Raw genomic sequence first — 24,230 nt, forward strand, 5'->3', positions numbered from 1 at the left:
ATGGACAGGATCTGCGTCGGAGACGCAGGTCCTGTCCATGTCTGCAGGTCCTGCAGTGCGGGCCGTCCCTAGGATGGGGGCCATGCCCACCGCGCTCGTGATCGCCGCCGCCGGCTCCGGCACCCGCCTCGGCGCGGGGATGCCCAAGGCCCTCGCCCCGCTCGCGGACGGGCGTGCCCTCCTCGCCCACTGCCTGGACGCCGTCGCCGCGGCCCGGGACGCCGGAACGTCGCTGGACGCCGTCGTCGTGCTGGTCCCCGCGGACCCCGACGGCGGTGCGCGGGTCCGCGCGGTCGTCGCCGAGGGGCGGGCCCGGCTCGGGGTGCCCGTGGCCTGCGTGCCCGGCGGCGCCGAACGGGCGGACTCCGTGCGCTCCGGGCTCGCCGCCGCCGACCGCGCCCTGGGGCGCGGGGTGCCCGGTCCGCGCCACGTCCTCGTGCACGACGCCGCCCGCGCACTCACGCCGCCGGCCGTGTTCGCCGCGGTGCAGGAGGCGCTGGACGCCGGCGCCGTCGCCGCGATCCCCGGAGTCCCGCTGACGGACACGGTGAAGGAGGTCGTGCTGGCGGACGCAGGAGCGGCGCCGGGCGAGCGGACCCTGCGCCTCACGGTGCGCGGCACCCCGCCCCGCGGCGGACTGCGCGCCGTCCAGACCCCGCAGGGCTTCGACCTGGACGCGCTGCTCGCCGCCCACGAGGCCGTCCGCGCCGATCCCGCCCGGGACGCCGCCGCCCTCACGGACGACGCCATGGTGATGGAGGCCGCGGGCCATGCCGTCGCGGTGGTGCCCGGCCACGCCGAGGCGTTCAAGGTGACCACCCCGGTGGACCTGGACCTGGCGGCCGCGCTCCTCGCGCGCCGCCCCGCCGACCGCACGCCCGACGAGAGGACCGCCATGGCCGACGCCACCGCCACCCAGACCCCCGCCCTCCCCGTGCTGCCCCGCACCGGCATCGGCACGGACATCCACCAGTGGGCACCCGAGGACGCCCCGCGCCCGCTGTGGCTCGGCGGGATCCACTGGCCCGGCGAGCGCGGCGTCGCCGCCACGTCCAACGGCGACGTCGCGGCCCACGCCATCTGCAACGCGCTGCTCTCCGCCGCGGGCCTGGGTGACCTCGGCGCCGTCTTCGGCACCGACCGCTGGGAGATGAAGGACGCGACCGGGGAGAGCATGCTCCAGGAGGTGCTGCGCCTGCTGACGGAGGCCGGATTCCGCATCGGCAACGTCGCGGTGCAGCTCATCGCCCCGCGCCCGAAGGTGGGCACGCGACGCGCGGAGATGGAGGCGGCGCTCTCGGCGGGCCTCGGCGGCGCCCCGGTCTCCGTCAGCGCCGCGACCACGGACGGGCTCGGGTTCATCGGCCGGGGCGACGGGCTCGTCGGGCTCGCCACGGCCCTGGTCGTTCCAGTCCGCTGAGGGGGAGCCCTTGCTGGCTGATGCGGCACGTGGTCAGATGTGACGCATGGCGACCCTTCGTGAATTCCTGTACTTAGATACGCGGCTGGTAGATAACTACCTAGCTCAACTCGAGGGGGGACTCTTTGAGGAGAGCCGTCTGAAAACAACGGGCGCAGCGGGATACGACGCCAAGTTGGGAATTAGGATTTCTGGGGCGGAGGCTGGAGTGGGCGGGTCTCAGTCGGATGCGCTAGAAACAGAGCGAACATTTCGGGAGACTCCGGAAGCACGATTTAATCGTCTTTACGACGCTCTAGGGGCCACGCCCTTGGACTCCAGTGGGGCCAATCCGTGGAACACCGTTAAGAAGGGTGACTTCCTCGACCTGGAATGCGAGGTCACAATCCCCAGTGTATCGCGGATGTTGGGCCAGCTAGACCAAATTCGTGATTTTGCGAACCTTGCAAAAAGCTTTGGGAGTTCTGTTCCAGGCTTGGACAACAATATATTGGGTCAAATTGAAGCACTGTCCACGCGCGTAAGCGGCGACAAGTTTGTCGCTGAGGGGTTTCTGCAAGAATCATTTCCTAGATTTGCATTCAGAATTGAAGCGGCCTATCTCCGAAATGGCCTCGAGGGCCTAGAAGCGGACCTGAATGTCCTAGGAAAGGTGGAGGGGAAGTGGCCTGAGGGGGAACGTCGCACGCTCATGGATCTTCCCGGGATCAATTTGATGAGCCGCAAGGAGCGAAGAGAGATCTCTCGTAAAAAGCCGGGCGGTGACGAGGAGTCACAGGGGGATATTTGGATGGAAGGCCCTGGCGTTGCCATGAGTGTTATTGCTATCTATCGTTGATATGCGTTTCCGGAGGTGGCAATCGGACCCCTCTCTCGCACGGGGGAAGACTACTGAGCACTAAGCTAGGGGGGCCCTCGCCCCTAGACACAGTGACATTAACGTCCCGGAAGGACGGCGCCCCCATGGCCCAGCGCTTCTACGACACCCGCTCCGCGCAGATCCGGGAGTTCACCCCGCTCGTGCCCGGCCGCGCGTCGGTGTACTACTGCGGGGCCACGGTGCAGGGGATGCCGCACGTGGGCCATGTCCGCAGCGCGATCGTGTTCGACGTGCTGACCCGCTGGCTCGAGGCCACGGGGCTGACGGTCACCTCCGTGCGCAACGTGACGGACATCGACGACAAGATCCTCGACCGCTCTGCCGCCTCGCACGCCCCGGGCTTCGAGCCGTCCGCGCTCTACCCGGCGCAGGAGCCCTGGTGGGCCCTGGCCTTCCGGTTCGAGAACGCGTTCGACGCCGCCTACCTCGCCCTGGGCGTCCGCCGTCCCACCTACGAGCCCCGCGCCACGGGCCACATCCCCGAGATGTTCGCCCTCATCCGGCGGCTCATGGACCGCGGCCACGCGTACGCCGCGCAGGACGGCTCGGGCGACGTCTACTTCGACGTCCGCTCCTGGGAGCGCTACGGCGAGCTGACCCGCCAGCGCGTGGAGGACATGCAGGAGGCCCCCGACGCCGACCCGCGCGGCAAGCGCGACCCCCGCGACTTCGCCCTCTGGAAGGGTGCCAAGGACGGCGAGCCCGCCACTGCGGTGTGGGAGTCCCCGTGGGGCGCGGGCCGCCCCGGCTGGCACCTCGAGTGCTCCGCCATGTCCACGAAGTACCTGGGCGGCGAGTTCGACATCCACGGCGGCGGCCTGGACCTGCGCTTCCCGCACCACGAGAACGAGCTGGCCCAGTCCGCCGCGGCCGGGGACGGCTTCGCGCGCTTCTGGCTGCACAACGGCCTCGTGACCTACGGGGGCGAGAAGATGTCCAAGTCCGTGGGCAACACCATCTCCCCGGAGGAGATGCTGGGCATGGCCCGCCCCACCGCCGTGCGGTACTTCCTGGGCCAGGCCCACTACCGCTCCCAGCTCGACTACCGCCCCGGCGCCCTCGAGGAGGCCGAGGCGGCCGTGGCGCGCATCGAACGCTTTTTGACCGCCACTAAAATTTTTGGTGGTGGTATTGGATCGCTGACGCCCGAGGAATACGTCATCCCCCCGGATTTTCGAGAGGCGATGGAAAACGACCTCAACGTGCCGCAGGCGCTCTCGGTGCTTCATGAACACGTCAGGCTGGGGAACAAAGCAATAATGGGCGGAGCGCATAAATTCGTTTTTCACTATGAAGCAACTGTCAAGACGATGACTACCATCCTGGGTCTAGAAGATGTTCCCGAGGCGTCGGACGCTGCATCCGGCCCCGTGGCCGACGCCCTGGACTCCCTCGTCCGCTCGCAGATCGCCGCGCGGGCCGAGGCGCGCGCGGCGAAGGACTGGGCCGCCGCCGACCGGATCCGGGACGCCCTCGCCGCGGCCGGCGTCGTGGTGGAGGACGGCGCCGAGGGCGCCACGTGGCGGCTGGCGGGCTGACACCTAGACTGGAGGCCGATCCGGCGCGCCCCGCGGCGCGGCCGAGCCCAGCCCCACCCACCGCAGGAGTCCCCTCATGTCCACCGCACCCCGCTCCGGCGGATCCCGCAAGCCCCAGGGCAAGAAGGGCCCGCTGAAGGGCACCGGCGGCCACGGCCGCAAGGCCCTCGAGGGCCGCGGCCCCACGCCCAAGGCGGAGGACCGCACGTACCACAAGGCGCACCGCTCGAAGCAGCTGGCTGAGCGCTCCGCCGCGAAGCGCCCCGGCGCCGGCCCGCAGCGCGCCGCCCGCCCCAAGCTCTCCGACGAGACGGTCTCCGGGCGCAACCCCGTGGTCGAGGCCCTGCGCGCCGGCATCCCCGCCAAGGCGCTGCACGTGGCGGTGCGGATCGAGGTGGACGACCGCGTCCGCGAGGCCCTGCGCCTGTGCGCCGAGCAGGGCGTGCCGGTCATGGAGAACACCAAGCCCGAGCTGGACCGCCTCTCCGCCGACGCGATCCACCAGGGCCTCGTCCTGCAGATCCCGCCGTACGAGTACGCGGACGCGCTCGACCTGGCCCGAGAGACCCTCGAGAAGGGCGAGAAGGGGCACCTGCGCACCGCGCCGCTGCTGATCGCCCTCGACGGCATCACCGACCCCCGCAACCTGGGCGCCATCATCCGTGCCGGCTCCGCGTTCGGCGCGGACGGCGTGATCGTCCCGGAGCGCCGCTCCGTGGGTGTCACGGCGACGGCGTGGCGCACCTCCGCGGGCGCGGCGGCCCGCGTGCCTGTGGCCCAGGCGGGCAACCTCAACAACACCCTCGCGGAGCTGCACCGCATGGGCTACTTCGTGCTCGGCCTCGACGGCGACGGCGACGTCTCCCTGCCCGGCCTCGAGCTCGCCACCGAGCCCCTCGTGCTCGTGGTGGGCGCCGAGGGCAAGGGCCTGTCCCGCCTCGTGCGCGAGCACTGCCAGCAGATCGTCTCGATCCCGATCGACTCGACCATGGAGTCCCTCAACGCCTCGATGGCCGTGGGCATCTCCCTCTACGAGATCTCGACGCGCCGCGCCGGCGCGCGCTGAACCCCCAGCGGTGCCTGTCCGGCCGCCGGCCCCCGCGGATCCCCTCCCGAGGATGCGCGGGGGCCGTCGGCGTCAGGGCTGATGTCGTCCGGGCCGGACGCCTCTGTGCCGAGGACATCCGTTCCCCGCGACGCGTGGTCGACGTCACAATGTCCACATTTTCATGGGTCATATTGCGCGTGATGCAGTTCACGCTGCACAGTGATGGTCACTGTGACCACGCGGCCACCCCCGCGGGCGCAGCCCCCCTGACGCACCCTGCCTGCAGAACGAGGTCCTCGTCCCATGAACCACCGCTCCCTTCGCATCACCGCCGCCCTCGCCGCCGTCGCCCTCGGGCTCACCGCGTGCGGCGGGTCCGGCTCGGCCGACTCCGCCTCGTCCTCGGCGGCGGGCTCCGCCGGGGGCTCCTCCGCTGCGGTCGAGGAGTACACCGTGGGCATCAACCAGCTGACCACCCACCCGGCCCTCGACGCCACGCGTGAGGGCTTCAAGGAGGCCTTCGCCGACGCCGGCCTGAAGGTGGAGTTCGACGAGCAGAACGCCCAGGGCGACCAGGCGACCGTCACCTCCATCGCCTCCACCTTCGCGTCCGCGTCGGACGTCGACCTCGTGGCCGCGATCGCCACCCCGGCTGCCCAGGGCACCGCCTCCGCCGTGAAGGACAAGCCGGTCGTGTTCATGGCCGTCACGGACCCGAAGGCCGCCGAGCTCGTGAAGGCGGACGACGCCCCGGGCGGCAACGTCACCGGCGTCTCCGACCGCAACCCGGTGAAGGAGCAGCTGCAGCTGCTCAAGGACGTCAAGCCGGATGCCAAGACCGTGGGCATCGTCTACAACTCGGGCGAGGTCAACTCCAAGGTCCAGGTGGACCAGGCCAAGGCTGCCGGCAAGGAGCTGGGCCTCGAGGTGAAGGAGGCCACGATCACCAACTCGTCCGAGGTCCAGCAGGGCGTCCAGGCGCTCGGCGACGTGGACGGCATCTACGTCCCCACGGACAACGCCGTGGTCTCCGCGCTCGAGACCGTCCTGTCCTACGGCAAGGACAAGAAGGCGCCCGTGATCTCCGCGGACACCGACTCGGTGGAGAAGGGCGCCCTGGGCACCTTCGGCATCGACTACAAGGAGCACGGCAAGCAGGCCGGCGAGATGGCGGTGAAGATCCTCCGGGACGGCGCCAAGCCGGAGTCCACCCCGGTCGGCTTCGCCGACCCCGCCTCCCTCGAGCTGGTCCTGAACAAGGAGGCCGCGACGTCCTTCGGCGTCGAGCTCCCCCAGGAGCTGCTCGGCAGGGCCGACGAGGTGATCGGCGGCTGACCGCCCTCCTCCGGTGATCCCGGTCGGCCCCGGACGCGCCCGTGTCCGGGGCCGATGCGCGGATCCCGCGTCTCTTCCCCTCCCGGCCCCGCCTCCGAAAGGCCCCCCATGATCACCGCAGTGGAGCTCGGTCTGATCTACGCCGTCATGGCACTCGGCGTGTACCTGACCTTCCGCATCCTCGACTTCCCCGACCTCACGGTGGACGGCTCGTTCACCACGGGCGCCGCCACGGCGGCCGTCCTGATCACGAACGACGTGCCCGTCGCCCTCGCCCTGCTCGCCGCGTTCGTCGTCGGCTGCCTCGCGGGCCTCGTGACGGGCCTGCTGCACACGAAGGGCCGGATCGACGGGCTCCTCGCCGGCATCCTCACCATGATCGCGCTGTACTCGATCAACCTCCGGATCATGGGCAAGGCCAACATCCCGCTGCTCGGCCAGGACACGCTGTTCACCTGGCTCGCGGACATGGGCCTGGCGCGGAGCATCGGCTCCATCGTGGTCCTGTTCCTCGGCGTGTTCGTGCTCAAGCTGGTCATCGACTGGTTCCTGCACACGGACCTGGGCCTCGCGCTGCAGGCCACGGGCGACAACGAGGAGATGATCCGCTCCTACGGCGTCTCCACGGACCGGATGAAGATCCTCGGCCTCATGCTCTCCAACGGCCTCGTGGGCCTGTGCGGCGCGCTGCTGGCCATGTACCAGGGCTTCGCGGACATCAGCATGGGCATCGGCCTGATCCTCGTGGGCCTCGCGTCCGTGATCGTGGGCCAGGCGATCTTCGGCCAGCGCACGGTCTTCATGGCCACGCTCGCCGTGATCGTGGGCGCCGTGCTCTACCGCATCATCATCCAGCTCGCGCTCAACGCGGGCCTGAACCCCAATGACATGAAGCTCATCTCCGCCCTGCTCGTGGTCCTTGCGCTCCTCCTGCCGCGGTTCGGGTTCGCGAAGCGGCTGAGCCTGCGCTCGCGGCACACCACGGCCGAGCCCGTCTCGCAGCGGACCGGCGCCCCGACGCCGGCCGACGACGCGGTGGCCGAGGGCGCCGCCGCGTACGCATCCGCCCCGAAGGAGGCACCCCGTGCTTGAGATCCACGACGTCTCGAAGACCTTCTTCCCGGGCACCGTCAACGAGCGCCGTGCCCTGCGGGGCATCGACCTGCGTCTGGCGGAGGGCGACTTCGTCACGGTCATCGGCTCCAACGGCGCCGGCAAGTCGACCATCCTCAACACCATCGCAGGCAAGCTGACGCCGGACTCCGGCACCGTGAGCGTGGGCGGCCGGGACGTCACCCGGATGCCCGACCATCGACGCGCCTCCTGGATCGGCCGCGTGTTCCAGGACCCGACGGCCGGCACCGCGCCCTCGCTGAGCATCGAGGAGAACATGGCGCTCGCGTGGCGCCGCGGCCACACCCGCGGCCTCTCCCGTGGCGTGACCGCGTCCCGCCGTGCGGTGTTCCGGGAGGAGCTCACCAAGCTCGAGCTCGGTCTCGAGGACCGCCTCACCTCGAAGGTGGGCCTGCTCTCGGGCGGCCAGCGCCAGGCGCTCAGCCTGCTCATGGCCACGTTCTCCGGGCCGAAGATCCTGCTGCTGGACGAGCACACGGCCGCGCTGGATCCGTCCCGTGCCGAGCTCGTCACCCGCCTGACCCGGCAGGTGGTTGCGGAGCGCTCGCTCACCACGCTCATGGTCACGCACAACATGTCGCAGGCGCTCGAGGTGGGCGACCGGCTGATCATGATGCACGACGGTCAGGTGATCCTCGAGCTGGATGCGGCCCAGAAGGCTCGCATGACCCCCGCCGACCTCCTCGCGGAGTTCGGCAAGATCAAGGGCGCCGTGGTGGATGACAAGACGATGCTCTCCTGATGCCCCGGTCCCGGGCGGGTCGGACCCGCCCGGGACCGGCCAGGCATTCATTCGGGCGCCCGGTCGCGGTAGCGTCGGGCGCGTGAGCACCTCGAAGAGCGCCCCCGTCAGCGACGTCCGCCTCTCCACCGTCACGGGCCGCATCCCGGTGACCGCCGTCCAGCCGGTGGTGCTGGACGGCCGCTTCCCGGCCAAGGCCGTGGTGGGGGAGGACGTCCCCGTCCGCGCGACGGTGTTCCGGGAGGGCCACGACGCCGTCCGCGCCACCGTCCGTCTCCTCGATCCGGACGGAGCCGAGGTGCAGCGGGTGCCGATGCGCCCCGGTCGCCCGGGCCTGGACGAGGTGCTCGGCACCCTGCGTCCCGCCGAGACGGGCCTGCACCACTTCGTCGTCGAGGGCTGGCACGATCCCGTGGGCACATGGCGTCACGCCGCCACGGTGAAGATCGCCGCGGACGTGGACGTGGAGCTCATGCTGGCGGAGGGCGCCGCCCTGTTCGGCCGCGCGGCGCAGGATGCCGAGCGCCCCGCCGAGGACCGCGCCGCCTTCGAGGCCGCCGTCCGCGGGCTGTCCGACGCCGCCCTCACGCCCGCGCAGCGCCTCGCCGCCGCCGAGTCCGCCGACGTCGCCGCGGCCCTGGACGCCCGTCCGATCCGTGAGCACGTCACCAGATCCGAGCTCTACCCGCTGGACGTGCAGCGCGAGCTCGCCGGCCGCGGCGCGTGGTACGAGTTCTTCCCGCGCTCCGAGGGGGCACGGTTCGACGAGTCCACGGGCACGTGGCACTCGGGCACCTTCGCAACGGCGGCCCGCCGCCTCCCCGGGGTCGCCGCGATGGGCTTCCAGGTGGTCTACCTGCCGCCGATCCACCCGATCGGCCGCGCGCACCGCAAGGGCCCGAACAACACCCTCACCGCCGGCCCGCAGGATCCGGGCTCGCCGTGGGCGATCGGCGCGGCCGAGGGCGGGCACGACGCCGTCCACCCGGACCTGGGCACGCTCGAGGACTTCGAGGCGTTCGTGGCCGCGGCCGCGGAGCTGGACCTCGAGGTGGCCCTGGACCTCGCCCTGCAGTGCGCCCCGGACCACCCGTGGGTGGCCACCCACCCCGAGTGGTTCACCACCCGCGTGGACGGCACCATCGCCTACGCGGAGAACCCGCCGAAGAAGTACCAGGACATCTACCCGCTGAACTTCGACAACGACCCGGACGGCCTCTCCGCCGCGGTGCTCGACGTCGTCCTCGGCTGGGTGCGGCGCGGCGTGCACATCTTCCGCGTGGACAACCCGCACACCAAGCCCCTGTGGTTCTGGGAGTGGCTCATCCGCGAGGTGCGCGAGGTGGAGCCGCGCGCGGTGTTCCTCGCCGAGGCGTTCACGCGCCCCGCCATGATGCACGGGCTCGGCCAGGTCGGCTTCCAGCAGTCCTACGGCTACTTCACGTGGCGGAACACCCGCGAGGAGCTCGCCGAGTACCTCGCGGAGATCAGCCATGAGACCGCCGGCTTCTACCGCCCGAACTTCTTCGTGAACACCCCGGACATCCTCACGGAGTATCTCCAGACGGGCGGCCCCGGGGCGTTCCGCATCCGCGCCGCGATCGCCGCGACGTCCAACCCGCTCTGGGGCGTCTACGCGGGCTTCGAGCTCTTCGAGCACGTGCCGCGCCCGGGCGCGGAGGAGTACATCGACAACGAGAAGTACGAGTACCGCCCGCGCGACTGGCAGGGGGCGGAGGCCGCCGGCGCCTCGCTCGCGCCCTATCTGACCCGTCTCAACGAGATCCGGGCCGCGCATCCGTCCCTGCGGGACCTGCAGAACCTCACGCTGCACGGCTCCACCCACGAGGACCTGCTGGTCTTCTCCAAGACGCGATCGGCCGCCCCGGAGGGCGCGCACCGCGACGCCGCCGCGGTGACCGATGCCGGTCCCGCCGAGGACACCGTGATCGTGGTCGTCACCACGGACCCCCACGGGGTCACCGAGGCGACGCTGCGCCTGGACCTGGACGCGCTGCAGGTCCGGGCCGAGGACCGGGACGAGGAGGGCCGCTTCGAGGTGGAGGAGCTGCTGACCGGGCAGCGCTGGCACTGGGGCGCCGAGCCCTACGTCCGCCTCGACCCCGAAGCGCCGGCACACGTGCTGCGCGTCGTCCGCCGCGGCTGAGCCGCCCTCCCGGCGCACCCCCGCCGACCCCGACCGTGACCCCTGAACAGGAAGATCCCATGGCCCCCCGCACCGTCGCCCCCCTCCCCGTCGACCCGGAGGTGCTGGCCGCCGTCGCGGAGGGCCGCCACCATGACCCGCACAGCGTGCTCGGGGTGCATCTCCACCCCGACGGCGCCGGGGTCACCTACCGTGCGCTGCGCCCCTTCGCGCGGACGGTGACGGCGGTCCGCGCGGCCGACGGCTCACGCGTCGAGCTGGAGCACGAGCACGACGGGGTGTTCGTCGGCGCCGGGCCCCTGACCGCGGCAGGCCCCGGAGCCGTGGGCGAGTACCGGCTCGAGGTCGCCTATCCGGGCGCGGAGGGCGAGGCCGACGCCGTGGAGGCGTGGGACGACCCCTACCGGCACCTGCCGACGCTGGGCGATCTGGACCTGTACCTGATCGGCGAGGGCCGGCACGAGCGGCTGTGGGAGGTGCTCGGCGCCCGCGTGCACCGGGACGCGGCGGGCGAGGCCATCGGCACCGCGTTCGCGGTGTGGGCGCCCAACGCCCGGGCGGTGCGCGTGGTGGGCGAGCACAACGGCTGGCAGGGGCGCACCCACGCGATGCGCTCCCTGGGCTCCTCAGGCGTGTGGGAGCTGCTCGTCCCCGGCGTGGGCCACGGCGCGCGCTACAAGTTCGAGATCCTCGGCCCGGACGGGCTCTGGCGTCAGAAGGCGGACCCCATGGCCCGCTGGACCGAGGTGCCGCCGGCCACGGCCTCGCGGGTGCTGGACTCCACCTACACGTTCACCGACGACGCCTGGATGGAGCGGCGCCGCGCGACCGATCCGCACGAGCAGCCCCTGAGCATCTACGAGGTGCACCTCGGCTCGTGGCGCCCCGGGCTGGACTACCGGCAGCTCGCCGAGCAGCTCGTCGAGTACGTGCAGTGGCTGGGCTTCACCCACGTGGAGCTCATGCCCGTGGCCGAGCACCCGTTCGGCGGCTCGTGGGGCTACCAGGTCACCGGCTACTACGCGCCGACGTCGCGCTTCGGCACCCCGGACGAGTTCAAGCACCTGGTGAACGCCCTGCACGAGGCCGGGATCGGCGTGATCGTGGACTGGGTGCCGGCCCACTTCCCCAAGGACGAGTGGGCGCTGGCACGGTTCGACGGCACGCCCCTGTACGAGCACCCGGACCCGCGCCGCGGCGAGCATCCGGACTGGGGCACGTACGTGTTCGACTTCGGCCGTACGGAGGTGCGCAACTTCCTCGTGGCCAACGCCCTCTACTGGCTGGGCGAGTTCCACGTGGACGGGCTGCGCGTGGACGCCGTCGCCTCGATGCTCTACCTGGACTACTCCCGCGAGGACGGCGAGTGGGAGCCCAACATCCACGGGGGCAACCACAACCTCGAGGCGATCGGCTTCCTGCAGGAGGCGAACTCCGCGGCCTACCGGCTGCACCCGGGGGTGCACATGATCGCGGAGGAGTCCACGGCGTTCAGCGGTGTGAGCGCTCCCGTGAGCGCGGGCGGCCTGGGCTTCGGCAAGAAGTGGAACATGGGCTGGATGCACGACACCCTGGCGTACCTCTCCGAGGACCCGGTGAACCGCCGCTGGCACCACGGCCAGTGGACGTTCTCCATGGTCTACGCGTACTCCGAGAACTACGTGCTGCCGCTGTCCCACGACGAGGTGGTGCACGGCAAGGGATCGCTCCTGCAGAAGGTCCCCGGCGACCGCCGCCAGCAGCTGGCCACCCTGCGCGCGTACTTCGCGTACATGTGGGCGCACCCGGGCAAGCAGCTGGTCTTCATGGGCGCGGAGTTCGCCCAGCCCTCCGAGTGGTCCGAGGGGAACGGGCTGGACTGGCCCGTCTCCTGGGACGAGGCCCACCGCGGGGTGCAGCTCACGGTGCGCGAGCTCAACGCGCTCTACCGCGTGAAGCCCGCGCTGTGGTCCGCGGACCACAGCCCCGAGGGGTTCGCGTGGGTGGACGGCGGGGACGCGGACGGGAACACCCTCGTGTTCCTGCGCCGTCCTGCGGGCGGCGAGGGCCAGGCCGGGGCGTCCCCCCTGTTGTGCATCACGAACCTCTCCGGCTCCGCGCGCCAGGGTCTGCGCGTCGGCGTGCCGAGTGCGGGGGAGTGGACGGTGGTGCTGGACACCGACGACGCCGACTTCCACGGGGACGGATGGCGCGAGCAGACCGGCCAGATCGAGTCCCCCGTCGCCGAGCCGGGCAAGTGGCAGGGGCAGCCGGCCCACCTCACGGTGAACGTGCCGGCGCTGAGCACCCTCTGGCTGCAGCCTCGCCCGGGCACGGGCGACGAGCCCATGGCGCACGGCACGGTCACGGGGGAGCCGGACGTGGCGGGGACCCCGGTGGTCGACCCGCAGGCCCAGGAGCCGGTGACGGAGCCTCACCCGTCCGACCGTTCCGAGGCCGCCCGCCGAATGTGAGGCAGGCCATGGCGGAGCGCCGGCACGCCTGAGTGGGGTGAACGTCGGATGAACGCTGCGGAACCCCCGTGATCATGCGGGTGGAAGGTGATCGGGGGCGGTGCACGCGGTGCACGGCCCCCGATTTTGCGTGGGGGTCGTGGTGTGTGTAGAGTTCCATCTCGTGCTGAGGCGCGGTTCGAGGAATCGGACGGCCGGGTGAAGAACATGGAATCCGCGGATTCTTGCCGAGAATGGCAGGTCCAGGGCGGATGTGCTCACACAGTGTGCAGTGTTCCTGTGAGGGGATGCTGGTATTCCTGAAGAGATGATCTGGTTTGACTGCTGGTGATCGTGTGGTAGGCTTTTGTAGCCTTCTTCATGAAATTTCACTGGGTGACGACGTCGAATGACGGAGTTGACAGGAACTGATCGTGTGGTAAGGTTGCGAAACCGGATCACGTGAACAGCTGCTGAAGACTTCGGAAACGGGGTTGACAGGGTCTGATCGGATGGTCTAGGATGGAGAAGTTGCTCCAGAGCGAAACGTTCCGCGAGGCGGGATGGTGAGTCTGGAAGCGCCTGTTGTTTGAGAACTCAATAGTGTGCCAAGTTTGTTGATGCCAATTGTTTTAACACATTGGTTGACCATACACCCCGCACCCCCGTGTGAGTGGTGGTGGTCTGCCAGCGATTGAATTGATGTCATGACACTTATTTCCGGGTGTTGTGAGGTCGTTCTGTAATTTTTTTACGGAGAGTTTGATCCTGGCTCAGGATGAACGCTGGCGGCGTGCTTAACACATGCAAGTCGAACGATGAAGCCCAGCTTGCTGGGTGGATTAGTGGCGAACGGGTGAGTAACACGTGAGTAACCTGCCCTTGACTCTAGGATAAGCCCGGGAAACTGGGTCTAATACTGGATAGGAACGTCTACCGCATGGTGGATGTTGGAAAGAATTTCGGTCATGGATGGACTCGCGGCCTATCAGCTTGTTGGTGAGGTAATGGCTCACCAAGGCGACGACGGGTAGCCGGCCTGAGAGGGTGACCGGCCACACTGGGACTGAGACACGGCCCAGACTCCTACGGGAGGCAGCAGTGGGGAATATTGCACAATGGGCGAAAGCCTGATGCAGCGACGCCGCGTGAGGGATGACGGCCTTCGGGTTGTAAACCTCTTTCAGTAGGGAAGAAGCGAAAGTGACGGTACCTGCAGAAGAAGCACCGGCTAACTACGTGCCAGCAGCCGCGGTAATACGTAGGGTGCGAGCGTTATCCGGAATTATTGGGCGTAAAGAGCTCGTAGGCGGTTTGTCGCGTCTGTCGTGAAAGTCCGGGGCTTAACCCCGGATCTGCGGTGGGTACGGGCAGACTAGAGTGCAGTAGGGGAGACTGGAATTCCTGGTGTAGCGGTGGAATGCGCAGATATCAGGAGGAACACCGATGGCGAAGGCAGGTCTCTGGGCTGTAACTGACGCTGAGGAGCGAAAGCATGGGGAGCGAACAGGATTAGATACCCTGGTAGTCCATGCCGTAAACGTTGGGCACTAGGTGTGGGGAACATTCCACGTTTTCCGCGCCGCAGCTAACGCATTAAGTGCCCCGCCTGGGGAGTACGGCCGCAAGGCTAAAACTCAAAGGAATTGACGGGGGCCCGCACAAGCGGCGGAGCATGCGGATTAATTCGATGCAACGCGAAGAACCTTACCAAGGCTTGACATGTTCTCGATCGCCGTAGAGATACGGTTTCCCCTTTGGGGCGGGTTCACAGGTGGTGCATGGTTGTCGTCAGCTCGTGTCGTGAGATGTTGGGTTAAGTCCCGCAACGAGCGCAACCCTCGTTCCATGTTGCCAGCACTTCGGGTGGGGACTCATGGGAGACTGCCGGGGTCAACTCGGAGGAAGGTGGGGACGACGTCAAATCATCATGCCCCTTATGTCTTGGGCTTCACGCATGCTACAATGGCCGGTACAATGGGTTGCGATACTGTGAGGTGGAGCTAATCCCAAAAAGCCGGTCTCAGTTCGGATTGGGGTCTGCAACTCGACCCCATGAAGTCGGAGTCGCTAGTAATCGCAGATCAGCAACGCTGCGGTGAATACGTTCCCGGGCCTTGTACACACCGCCCGTCAAGTCACGAAAGTCGGTAACACCCGAAGCCGGTGGCCTAACCCTTGTGGAGGGAGCCGTCGAAGGTGGGACCAGCGATTGGGACTAAGTCGTAACAAGGTAGCCGTACCGGAAGGTGCGGCTGGATCACCTCCTTTCTAAGGAGCATTAGTGCCCGTTGCATCACCGCGTGTGTGATGGCGGGTTGCTCATGGGTGGAACATCAACGAATGGTGCTGGGGAGTGTCCTGGTTCTGGCTGAGTACGCCGGCTGTTTGCAGCTGGTTGGAATGGTTGGGGCTGGTGATGGTTTCTGGTGTTGGCACACTGTTGGGTCCTGGGACAGCAGGCGCCTGGCAGCCTTTTGGGGTTGTTGGGTGGTGTTGTTTCTGTTTCCCTTGCTTGGTGAGTCGCATCGTTGTGGTGTGGTGAGCGGGTGTGGGGGTTGTTGTTTGAGAACTGCATAGTGGACGCGAGCATCTTATTTTTGTTGCTGCACTGTTGATCGCCGTGTTTCCCCCTGGGGACGTGGTGTGAGGTGTGGTGACGCCGAGAATGACATCTTAGTTATATTTGCTCATTTTAGGGCTTTCATGTGTGTGAAAGTTTCTAAGGGCGCATGGTGGATGCCTTGGCAACAGGAGCCGAAGAAGGACGTGGGAATCTGCGATAAGCCTGGTGGAGTCGATAACCGGACGTTGAGACCAGGATTTCCGAATGGGGAAACCCCGCACGACGTGTCGTGTGACCGCCCGTTGAACACATAGACGGGTTGGAGGGAACGTGGGGAAGTGAAACATCTCAGTACCCACAGGAAGAGAAAACAAAAGTGATTCCGTTAGTAGTGGCGAGCGAACGCGGATGGGGCTAAACCGTATGTGTGTGATACCCGGCAGGGGTTGCACGTGCGGTGTTGTGGGCCCCTCCTTGTCATGTCTGCCGGCATGGCGCGGTGAGGTGCGGGTGTATAGACGAACCGCTTTGGATGGCGGACCGTAGAGGGTGAGAGTCCCGTAGTCGAAATGCATTCCGCCGCCGTTGGAGGGTTGCCCGAGTAGCACGGGGCCCGAGAAATCCCGTGTGAATCTGCCAGGACCACCTGGTAAGCCTGAATACTACCTGTTGACCGATAGCGGATAAGTACCGTGAGGGAATGGTGAAAAGTACCCCGGGAGGGGAGTGAAATAGTACCTGAAACCATGTGCCTACAAACCGTCGGAGCCTCCTTGTAGGGGTGACGGCGTGCCTTTTGAAGAATGAGCCTGCGAGTTAGTGATACGTGGCGAGGTTAACCCGTGTGGGGAAGCCGTAGCGAAAGCGAGTCTGAATAGGGCGATTGAGTCGCGTGTCCTAGACCCGAAGCGGAGTGATCTACCCATGGCCAGGTTGAAGCGCGTGTAAGAGCGCGTGGAGGACCGAACCCACTTCAGTTGAAAATGGAGGGGATGAGCTGTGGGTAGGGGTGAAAGGCCAATCAAACTCCGTGATAGCTGGTTCTCCCCGAAATGCATTTAGGTGCAGCGTCACGTGTTTCTTCCCGGAGGTAGAGCTACTGGATGGACGATGGGCCCTACAAGGTTACTGACTTCAGCCAAACTCCGAATGCCGGGAAGTGAGAGCGTGGCAGTGAGACTGTGGGGGATAAGCTTCATAGTCGAGAGGGAAACAGCCCAGACCACCGGTTAAGGCCCCTAAGCGTGTGCTAAGTGGGAAAGGATGTGGAGTTGCTGAGACAACCAGGAGGTTGGCTTAGAAGCAGCCACCCTTGAAAGAGTGCGTAATAGCTCACTGGTCAAGTGATTCCGCGCCGACAATGTAGCGGGGCTCAAGTACACCGCCGAAACCGTGGCATTCAGCTTTTGTTGGATGGGTAGGGGAGCGTCGTTCACGAGGTGAAGCCAGCGAGTGATTTCTGGTGGATTGTGGACGAGTGAGAATGCAGGCATGAGTAGCGAAAGACGGGTGAGAAACCCGTCCGCCGGATGACTAAGGGTTCCAGGGTCAAGCTAATCTGCCCTGGGTAAGTCGGGACCTAAGGCGAGGCCGACAGGCGTAGTCGATGGACAACGGGTTGATATTCCCGTACCAGTGAAGAACCGTCCCTGCTGAGCCGGTGATACTAACCGCCCGAACCATCCCAAACCTGGTCTTTGATCAGGATGGTGGTGGGGAGCGCGGGACCTGAACCGGGGAGGCAAGCGTATTAACAGGTGTGACGCAGGAAGGTAGCCGGGCCAGGCAATGGAATCGACCTGGTCTAAGGGTGTAGGGCTGCTGGTAGGTAAATCCGCCAGCTTTGTGCTTGAGACCTGATGGGCGCCCACTTGGTGGGTGATCCGGTGATCCTATGCTGCCTAGAAAAGCATCGGCGCGAGGTTCAAACTGCCCGTACCCTAAACCGACACAGGTAGTCAGGTAGAGAATACTAAGGCGATCGAGAGAATCATGGTTAAGGAACTCGGCAAAATGCCCCCGTAACTTCGGGAGAAGGGGGGCCCCAACCTTGAGCATCACTTGCTGGTGTGAGGGGATCGGGGCCGCAGAGACCAGGGGGAAGCGACTGTTTATCAAAAACACAGGTCCGTGCGAAGTCGTAAGACGATGTATACGGACTGACTCCTGCCCGGTGCTGGAAGGTTAAGAGGACCCGTTAGCTTCGGCGAAGCGGAGAATTTAAGCCCCAGTAAACGGCGGTGGTAACTATAACCATCCTAAGGTAGCGAAATTCCTTGTCGGGTAAGTTCCGACCTGCACGAATGGAGTAACGACTTCCCCGCTGTCTCAACCGTGAACTCGGCGAAATTGCATTACGAGTAAAGATGCTCGTTACGCGCAGAAGGACGGAAAGACCCCGTGACCTTTACTATAGTTTGGTATTGGTGTTCGGTGTGGCTTGTGTAGGATAGGTGGGAGACTTTGAAGCGGGCACGCCAGTGTTCGTGGAGTCATCGTTGAAATACCACTCTGGTCACTCTGGATATCTAACTTCGGCCCGTGATCCGGGTCAGGGACAGTGCCTGATGGGTAGTTTAACTGGGGCGGTTGCCTCCCAAAATGTAACGGAGGCGCCCAAAGGTTCCCTCAGCCTGGTTGGCAATCAGGTGTCGAGTGCAAGTGCACAAGGGAGCTTGACTGTGAGAGTGGCAGCTCGAGCAGGGACGAAAGTCGGGACTAGTGATCCGGCGGCTCGTTGTGGAACGGCCGTCGCTCAACGGATAAAAGGTACCTCGGGGATAACAGGCTGATCTTGCCCAAGAGTCCATATCGACGGCATGGTTTGGCACCTCGATGTCGGCTCGTCGCATCCTGGGGCTGGAGTAGGTCCCAAGGGTTGGGCTGTTCGCCCATTAAAGCGGTACGCGAGCTGGGTTCAGAACGTCGTGAGACAGTTCGGTCCCTATCCTCTGCGCGCGTTGGAAATTTGAGAAGGTCTGTCCTTAGTACGAGAGGACCGGGACGGACGAACCTCTGGTATGTCAGTTGTACCGCCAGGTGCATGGCTGATTAGCTACGTTCGGGATGGATAACCGCTGAAAGCATCTAAGCGGGAAGCCGGCTTCGAGATGAGATTTCCTTGCCCCTTGAGGGTGTGAGGCCCCCAGCGAGAACACTGGGTTGATAGGCTGGATGTGGAAGCGAGGACTGAAGACTCGTGGAGCTGACCAGTACTAATAGGCCGATGATTTTTACACACATGTTCCTTCTGCTGCTTCAAGCGGGAGGGGTGATGGTGCTTGCGTCCACTGTGCGGTTGTCTGATTGCAACCGGTCCTGTCCCTTGTGGGGGTGGGGTTGAGAATTGAAGAGTGTGTCACTGTTGTGTGACCCGATGGTTTCCCGCTGCGCCTGTTTGGGTGTGTAGGTGGGGTTAGGGTTACGGCGGTCATAGCGTGGGGGAAACGCCCGGTTCCATTCCGAACCCGGAAGCTAAGGCCCACAGCGCCGATGGTACTGCAACCGGGAGGTTGTGGGAGAGTAGGTCGCCGCCGGACATCTTTTGAGGCAAAGGCCCCGCATTCGTGCGGGGCCTTTGCTGCGTTCAGGGGTCTTCTCCGCTCTATTCCACCACGGCGAGCACGGGGAAGCCCCGAACCCTCAGTCCTCCAGCAGCTCTCCCTGGGCCTCCAGGGCTGAGGTCAGGACACGCGTGAGCCGGCGCCGTGATCCTTCGACCCGCCGGCCCAGGACCTCGATCTGCCGAGCGAACTTGTCGGCGTGCCAGGGCTTCTGGTCGTCTGGGATGGCGAGGAACGCGTCCACGGCTCGGGGGAGGTGCCGCTGCAGGACGTCGAGCACGTCGAGAGCCTCCGCTGCGCGCGCGGCGGCCATCCGATCCCAGGCGGGAAGTAGTGCCTCCACCCCGGCATGGAGGTCCCACAGTTCCCTCCACGTGTCCGGGCGCAGACGGTCACTCTCCCGCGTCAGCAGCTCGCGGAGGCCGTCGGCGGCGGCCTTGAGGTCCTCCCTCGGGGCCAGGCTCTCACGGACGCCTCGCGGCCGGTCCTCGGCGCGAGCGGGCATGTCGGCGCGGGAGGAGTGCCTCCAGGGCGGCCAGTGCATCTCTCCTCCTCTGCTGTCACCTGCGGCGGCGGCGTCGTGACCATCCTGCCTGACGAGCGGGGGCATGGGCTGATTTGGCTCCGTCACTCCACCGTGGTAGTGTGGCTCCCTGTTGGATTCCGGTCTTCGACCGCCAACGGGGTGTGGCGCAGCTTGGTAGCGCGCGTCGTTCGGGACGACGAGGCCGCAGGTTCAAATCCTGTCACCCCGACCACAGGGAAGGCCCCCGCTCAGCTGAGCGGGGGCCTTCGTCGTCGGCACCGTCAAGGTGCCGAGCAGCCGTCGTCATCCCCGTTGCCGTGGACGGTGCCGACCACACGGCGGCCGGCGGTGCCCCACCGGGCCGCGCCTGCCTGCTCGAACAAGCGGGAGGGGCGGGACGCGCGTCCCGCCCCTCCCGTTCTGAGGCCGTCAGGGACGACCGTTGCCCTTGCCGGGGTGGCCGTCGCGGTGTCCCGGGGGGACGCCGTCCTTGAGGCCCTTGCCCTTGCCGGGGTGGCCGTCGCGGTGTCCCGGGGGGACGCCGTCCTTGATGCTCTTGCCCTTGCCGGGATGCCAGGGGGCAGGTCCCGGCTCCACCTCGACGGGCGGCTCGGTGGGGGACACGACGACGAACTCACGCACGGCGCTGAGGTCGACGGCGCCGTACGGGTCCTCGGTGCGGATGTACCAGCCGTACTCGCCGGGCGTCAGGCCTGCCCAGGTCGAGCTCACGGTGGAGCCGGAGGCCACGTCGGCCTGCTGGTCGATGAGCTTGCCGGTCAGCACCTCGACGGTGACGGCGTCGGTCCCGAGGGTCTTGGTCCGCGACTCGATGCCGAGCTGGGCGTAGGACACCTCGAACTCCTGCTGCTGCGGCTCCAGGGACGGATCATCGGCGTTGTAGTCCTGCAGGGACGGCGAGTAGGTCCGGGCGAGCATCCGCTGCCCCTCGTTGTCGAAGTGCAGCAGGCGCAGGTATCCCAGGCCGCCCTCCGCGAGGCCCTGGTAGTCGAAGAGAACCTGCGTGACCTGACGGTCGTCGACCCCGTCCCCGTCGTCGTCGAACCCGTCGACGCGGGTGAAGGCGTCGTGGTAGTGACCCGAGAACACCAGGGAGACGTTCGGGTTGGTCGCCACGACCTCGTCGTAGATCCGCTGCGGGATCGGTCCGAGGCCGCCGGTCGTCAGCATGTACTCGTGGAGGTTGAGGACCGCGGTGCGCTCGGGGTACTGGGCCAGCACCTCGTTCATCCAGGCGATCTCCTCGTCGCCGGCCCCCCACCCCTGGTACAGCATGATGAAGTCCACGCCGTCGACCGTGATGAGGTCGTAGTGGCCCCGGTTGTCCTCGTACGACCCGCCGTACCAGGGGTTGCCGTCGAACCGCTCCGCGCCGAAGAACGTGCCGTAGGGCCCGTAGTCCTCAAGGGCGTGCCCCACGTCGTGGTTGCCGGCCAGGACTCCATACGGCAGACCGGCTTCGTCGAGCATCCGGTAGGCGTCGTCGGCGCGCTCCCACTGCTCCGGCTTGTCCCACTCGTCCACGATGTCGCCCGTGTGGAAGACGTAGGCCAGGTTGAGCCGCTCGCGCGCCTGGAGGAAGTACTCGTGGATCGCGAGCTGATGCTCGTACCAGGTCTCGTTGTAGTACTGCGTGTCCGACTCCCAGCCGAGGGTGAAGTCGTACTCGGAGCGGGGCACGTCCTCCGGGTGGCCGCCGGCCACCGCGGACTCGCGGGTGCTCAGGTCGGTGTGGGCGAAGCCCTCCGAGTGCTGGACGAGCAGCTGGACGCTGCCGTCGCGCACGTGGTCTGCGACGTCGACGAGGCCCTCGAGCGTGAACTCCGTCGGGTTGTCCCCGGTCGTCAGGGCGCGGTCGAGCTCCTCCCAGCGACCGGTGGCGGTGTTCAGCACCGAGAGGATCACCTTGGCGTCCGGATTGGCGCTGCCGTCCCAGGTGACGCGCACCTTCCCCTCGGCGGTGACGTCGTCGACGGGGACCTCGAGGAGCTGGTACGGGAATGCGTCGTCCGAGCTCACGACGTGCTCACGGCCGTCGTCGGCACCCATCAGCTCGAGCGCCGCGGCGTCGGCCACGACCTTGCCGTCCCGCTCGGTGGCCGCGGCCACGGTGGTCTCACCGGTCCACACGTCGAGGCCCTCCTCGCCCGGAACGACCTCCCGGCCCGCGTAGAAGTCGACGTCGAGCGCATCGCCGCTGGGGTCCGTGACGGTCGCGGACAGCTCCACGTCCGGGCCGTCGACGGCTGCGCCGTCCGCCGGTGACACCGGCGTCGCCCCGGGCTGCTCGACCGGAGTCGTGAACGTGATCGTCCGGGTCGAGGTGTTGCCGGCCAGGTCCCGCGCGGTGAGCACGAGCCGGTGCTCGCCCGCCGGCAGGCTCAGCGAGCTGATCTCATGGGGAAGCTCGACGGGCGTGCCGTCCAGCTCGGCGGTGAGGACGTCCACGCCGGCCCCGGCATCGGAGGCAGTGGCCTGAAGGGTGTGGGCGCCGCGGACCTCCGCGCCGTCGGCCAGGTCGGTGCTGATCTCCGGTCTCGTGTTGTCCACGGTGACGGTCCGGGTGACCGTCGTGGTGCCGTCCGTCGCCGTCACGGTGTGCTCGCCGTCGGCCACCGTGGTGGTGTCCCAGTCGAACGCGGTCGCGGAGAAGGCGTCCTGGGGCAGGTCGAAGGCGGCGTCGACGTAGTCGTTCTTGCCCGCGGAGTCGCCCATGGGGATCCACTGCGTGCCGTCCTCGAGGCCTGCCGGGCGCAGGGTGCGGCCGTCCGGCAGGACGAGGCGCAGGTTGCGGATCTGGAAGTCGTCGTTGTTCTCGTCCGGGTCGATCTTCGGCCGGGCCTTGGTGCCCGCATAGACGCTGAGCGTCAGCGGCTCCCCGGCGGTGATGTGCTCGAGCGGCACGTCGACGGGCACGGTGACCTCTCGGTCGTAGAAGCCCTCGTCGAAGATGTGCAGCACCTCGTCACCGACGAGCACGCCGTTGCGGAAGAAGGCGTCGGTGCTGGTGGCCTCGAAGGCGAACACCGGGCGACCTTCGAGTGCGGCCTCGGTGCCCTCCACACGCACGCCGTCCACCGCGACGGTGGTCGTGGAGGGGTAGGCGTCGCCGCCGGCGGTGATCCGTTCGCGGCCGGAGACGACCTCGCCCTCGGCCACGGACAGGCGGACGCCACTCTGATCGACGCCCGCGACCGGCACACGGTGGGTCTCCAGCTCCGTGGTGTGCGTGCCGTCGGAGGCCACGACGGAGTACTCGACCCACCGCTGACCGGTGAGGTCGACTGCGTTGATGACGTGCCGGTAGAGGTCGCCTTCGGCAGCCCGCAGGGTGTGCGTGACGGGCTCGGCCATGCCGGAGGTCCGCACCGCCACGGTGACCGTCTTGACCTGGACGTCGTCAGCGATGTGCAGCTCGATGGGGAAGTCCGTCGCCGGGTCGACCTCGGTGGCGGTCCGGTCCTCGATGACGGGTCCGGCGGCGTCCGCGGCGGGAAGCATGAGGCCGGCGGGGACCTGCTCGGTGGTGACGCTGCCGGGGGAGGCGGGGGCGGTGCCGACGAGGGTCTGCCGGTTCGGGTCAGCCGGGTCGACGGCGTACTGGATGCCCTGGTCGGCGATCGCGTCGTCCGCGCCGTTCAGGTTGTAGTAGGCCGTGTTCACCGGGAAGCCGGTGTTCGTGACGATCTGCAGGCCACGCGGGCTGCCGTTGGCCATGCCGCCGGTGTGGATCTCCACCAGCTCGGTTCCGGCCGCGAGGTCGGTGCCGAAGTGGGTGTTGAAGTCGTCCGATGTGAGGTGGTCGTTCTTGCCGTTCTTGATCCAGAACACGACGGTCTCGCCCGGCTGAATGAGGAAGGAGGCGGGATCTGCCGGCCACGTGACGACGTTGTTGTTGGTCAGATCGTCCGCGGGGTAGAGGTAGTCGAGCGTGTAGTCGCCGAAGTCCACCGGTTCGGAGGTCGCGTTGTAGACCTCGATGAACTCGTAGCCGTCTGCGCCGTCGACGTTCGCCGTGTCAGGAGTGACCTCGGTGATCTGCAGCGGCGCCGTGGCCAGCGAGGGATCCGGCACCGGCGCCGGCTCCCCGGGATCGGGCTCCGGGGTCGGGGAGGCGAGCGCGTCGGACGAGACCTGGCCCGGGGTCGGGACGGCCGGCCCCTCCAGCAGCGCGGTTCCGGCGTCGCCGTCGTCGTCCACGCGGAACTGTGCGCTGCGGCCCGCCGAGGTCGAGCCCGCGGGATAGAAGGACCACGTCGTCGTGCCGTCGGGCAGGGTGAGGCGAACGCCCCGCTCACCGCCGTTGGCCATGCCGGGCTGGCCCTCCACGCGCACGAGGCGGTAGTCGGTCCCGGCGCCCTCGGTGGCCCAGTAGTCGCGGAAGTCCTGCTCGGTGCGGGCGAAGCTGTCGACGGTGCTGCTCGTGTAGGAGAGCCACAGCACGACCGTCTCGCCCGGCTGCACCAGCGTGCCCGACGGCACCTTCAGGGCGACGTCGCGGGACGTGTCGTCGCTGTCCGCGTAGATGTAGGCGAGACCGGCCTGCGACAGGTCGACGGCGGTGTCGCCGGTGTTCCGGACCTCGATGAACTCGAAGTGGTCGGAGCCCGCGGTGTCCGGGGCGATCTCGGTGATCATCAGCGCCGGCAAGGTGGGCGCGGCGCTGGCGGGCGAGGCCGCGAGCGGCGAGGCCACGAGGGCGGCGGCAGCCGTCAGGGCGACGAGCTGACGTGATCCGTGGGGCAGGGGAGCCATGGGTGATCCTTCGGGTGACGGACGGGTGACTTCCGCACTGTTCCAGTCGTGGGCGACGACGATTCGATCGTTCGGCCACGGGAAGGTGAACGGTCGACGACGG

General features: G+C 67.3%; 11 protein-coding genes, 1 tRNA gene and 3 rRNA genes. 13 read left to right on the plus strand and 2 right to left on the minus strand.

The features are described from left to right. The first annotated feature begins 82 nt into the window (after positions 1-82). From ispF to rrf, 12 genes are all read left to right on the plus strand, one after another. Complete coding sequence (gene ispF / locus AAG742_RS01960) at positions 83-1,420, plus strand: 2-C-methyl-D-erythritol 2,4-cyclodiphosphate synthase (protein WP_298713508.1); 1,338 nt, start codon at positions 83-85, stop codon at positions 1,418-1,420. A 46-nt stretch (positions 1,421-1,466) separates the two neighbouring features. After that, entirely contained in the window at positions 1,467-2,258 is a 792-nt protein-coding gene (locus tag AAG742_RS01965; RefSeq protein ID WP_298713505.1) for a hypothetical protein, read from the plus strand. A 125-nt stretch (positions 2,259-2,383) separates the two neighbouring features. Beyond that, the gene (gene cysS, locus AAG742_RS01970) at positions 2,384-3,838 is read left to right on the plus strand and encodes a cysteine--tRNA ligase (RefSeq protein WP_298713502.1); all 1,455 of its coding nucleotides are present in this window, start codon (positions 2,384-2,386) and stop codon (positions 3,836-3,838) included. Positions 3,839-3,914: 76 nt separating this feature from the next. After that, positions 3,915-4,904 carry a 23S rRNA (guanosine(2251)-2'-O)-methyltransferase RlmB gene (rlmB, locus tag AAG742_RS01975; protein WP_298713499.1) on the plus strand — a complete coding sequence of 330 codons (990 nt, stop codon included), beginning with the start codon at positions 3,915-3,917 and terminating at the stop codon, positions 4,902-4,904. Positions 4,905-5,189: 285 nt separating this feature from the next. Further along, entirely contained in the window at positions 5,190-6,221 is a 1,032-nt protein-coding gene (locus AAG742_RS01980; RefSeq protein ID WP_298713496.1) for an ABC transporter substrate-binding protein, read from the plus strand. A gap of 108 nt (positions 6,222-6,329) precedes the next feature. Next, positions 6,330-7,313: an ABC transporter permease gene (locus AAG742_RS01985; RefSeq protein WP_298713493.1), complete on the plus strand. Its 984-nt coding sequence runs from the start codon at positions 6,330-6,332 to the stop codon at positions 7,311-7,313. Continuing rightward, positions 7,306-8,097 (plus strand): ABC transporter ATP-binding protein, encoded by a 792-nt coding sequence (locus tag AAG742_RS01990; RefSeq protein WP_248118395.1) that lies wholly within the window; start codon positions 7,306-7,308, stop codon positions 8,095-8,097. Before AAG742_RS01985 ends, AAG742_RS01990 begins: the two co-directional genes overlap by 8 nt. A gap of 82 nt (positions 8,098-8,179) precedes the next feature. Next, positions 8,180-10,264 carry a maltotransferase domain-containing protein gene (locus tag AAG742_RS01995; protein ID WP_298713490.1) on the plus strand — a complete coding sequence of 695 codons (2,085 nt, stop codon included), beginning with the start codon at positions 8,180-8,182 and terminating at the stop codon, positions 10,262-10,264. A gap of 59 nt (positions 10,265-10,323) precedes the next feature. Next, positions 10,324-12,717: a 1,4-alpha-glucan branching protein GlgB gene (glgB, locus tag AAG742_RS02000; protein ID WP_298713487.1), complete on the plus strand. Its 2,394-nt coding sequence runs from the start codon at positions 10,324-10,326 to the stop codon at positions 12,715-12,717. Between the two features lie 729 nt (positions 12,718-13,446). Next, a 16S ribosomal RNA gene (locus AAG742_RS02005) occupies positions 13,447-14,967 on the plus strand. A 441-nt stretch (positions 14,968-15,408) separates the two neighbouring features. Next, positions 15,409-18,501, plus strand: a 23S ribosomal RNA gene (locus AAG742_RS02010). A gap of 183 nt (positions 18,502-18,684) precedes the next feature. After that, a 5S ribosomal RNA gene (rrf, locus tag AAG742_RS02015) occupies positions 18,685-18,801 on the plus strand. Together the 16S, 23S and 5S rRNA genes form the textbook arrangement of a ribosomal RNA operon. Positions 18,802-18,904: 103 nt before the next feature. Here the strand turns inward: rrf and AAG742_RS02020 are convergent. Then, complete coding sequence (locus AAG742_RS02020) at positions 18,905-19,369, minus strand: hypothetical protein (RefSeq protein WP_298713849.1); 465 nt, start codon at positions 19,367-19,369, stop codon at positions 18,905-18,907. A gap of 137 nt (positions 19,370-19,506) precedes the next feature. Here AAG742_RS02020 and AAG742_RS02025 point away from each other — a divergent pair. After that, positions 19,507-19,583, plus strand: a tRNA-Pro gene (locus AAG742_RS02025). A 197-nt stretch (positions 19,584-19,780) separates the two neighbouring features. Here the strand turns inward: AAG742_RS02025 and AAG742_RS02030 are convergent. Further along, complete coding sequence (locus AAG742_RS02030; RefSeq protein WP_298713851.1) at positions 19,781-24,127, minus strand: lamin tail domain-containing protein; 4,347 nt, start codon at positions 24,125-24,127, stop codon at positions 19,781-19,783. Between the last annotated feature and the right edge of the window lie 103 nt (positions 24,128-24,230).

Source organism: Micrococcus sp. 2A (genome assembly GCF_039519235.1).
GTDB lineage: Bacteria > Actinomycetota > Actinomycetes > Actinomycetales > Micrococcaceae > Micrococcus.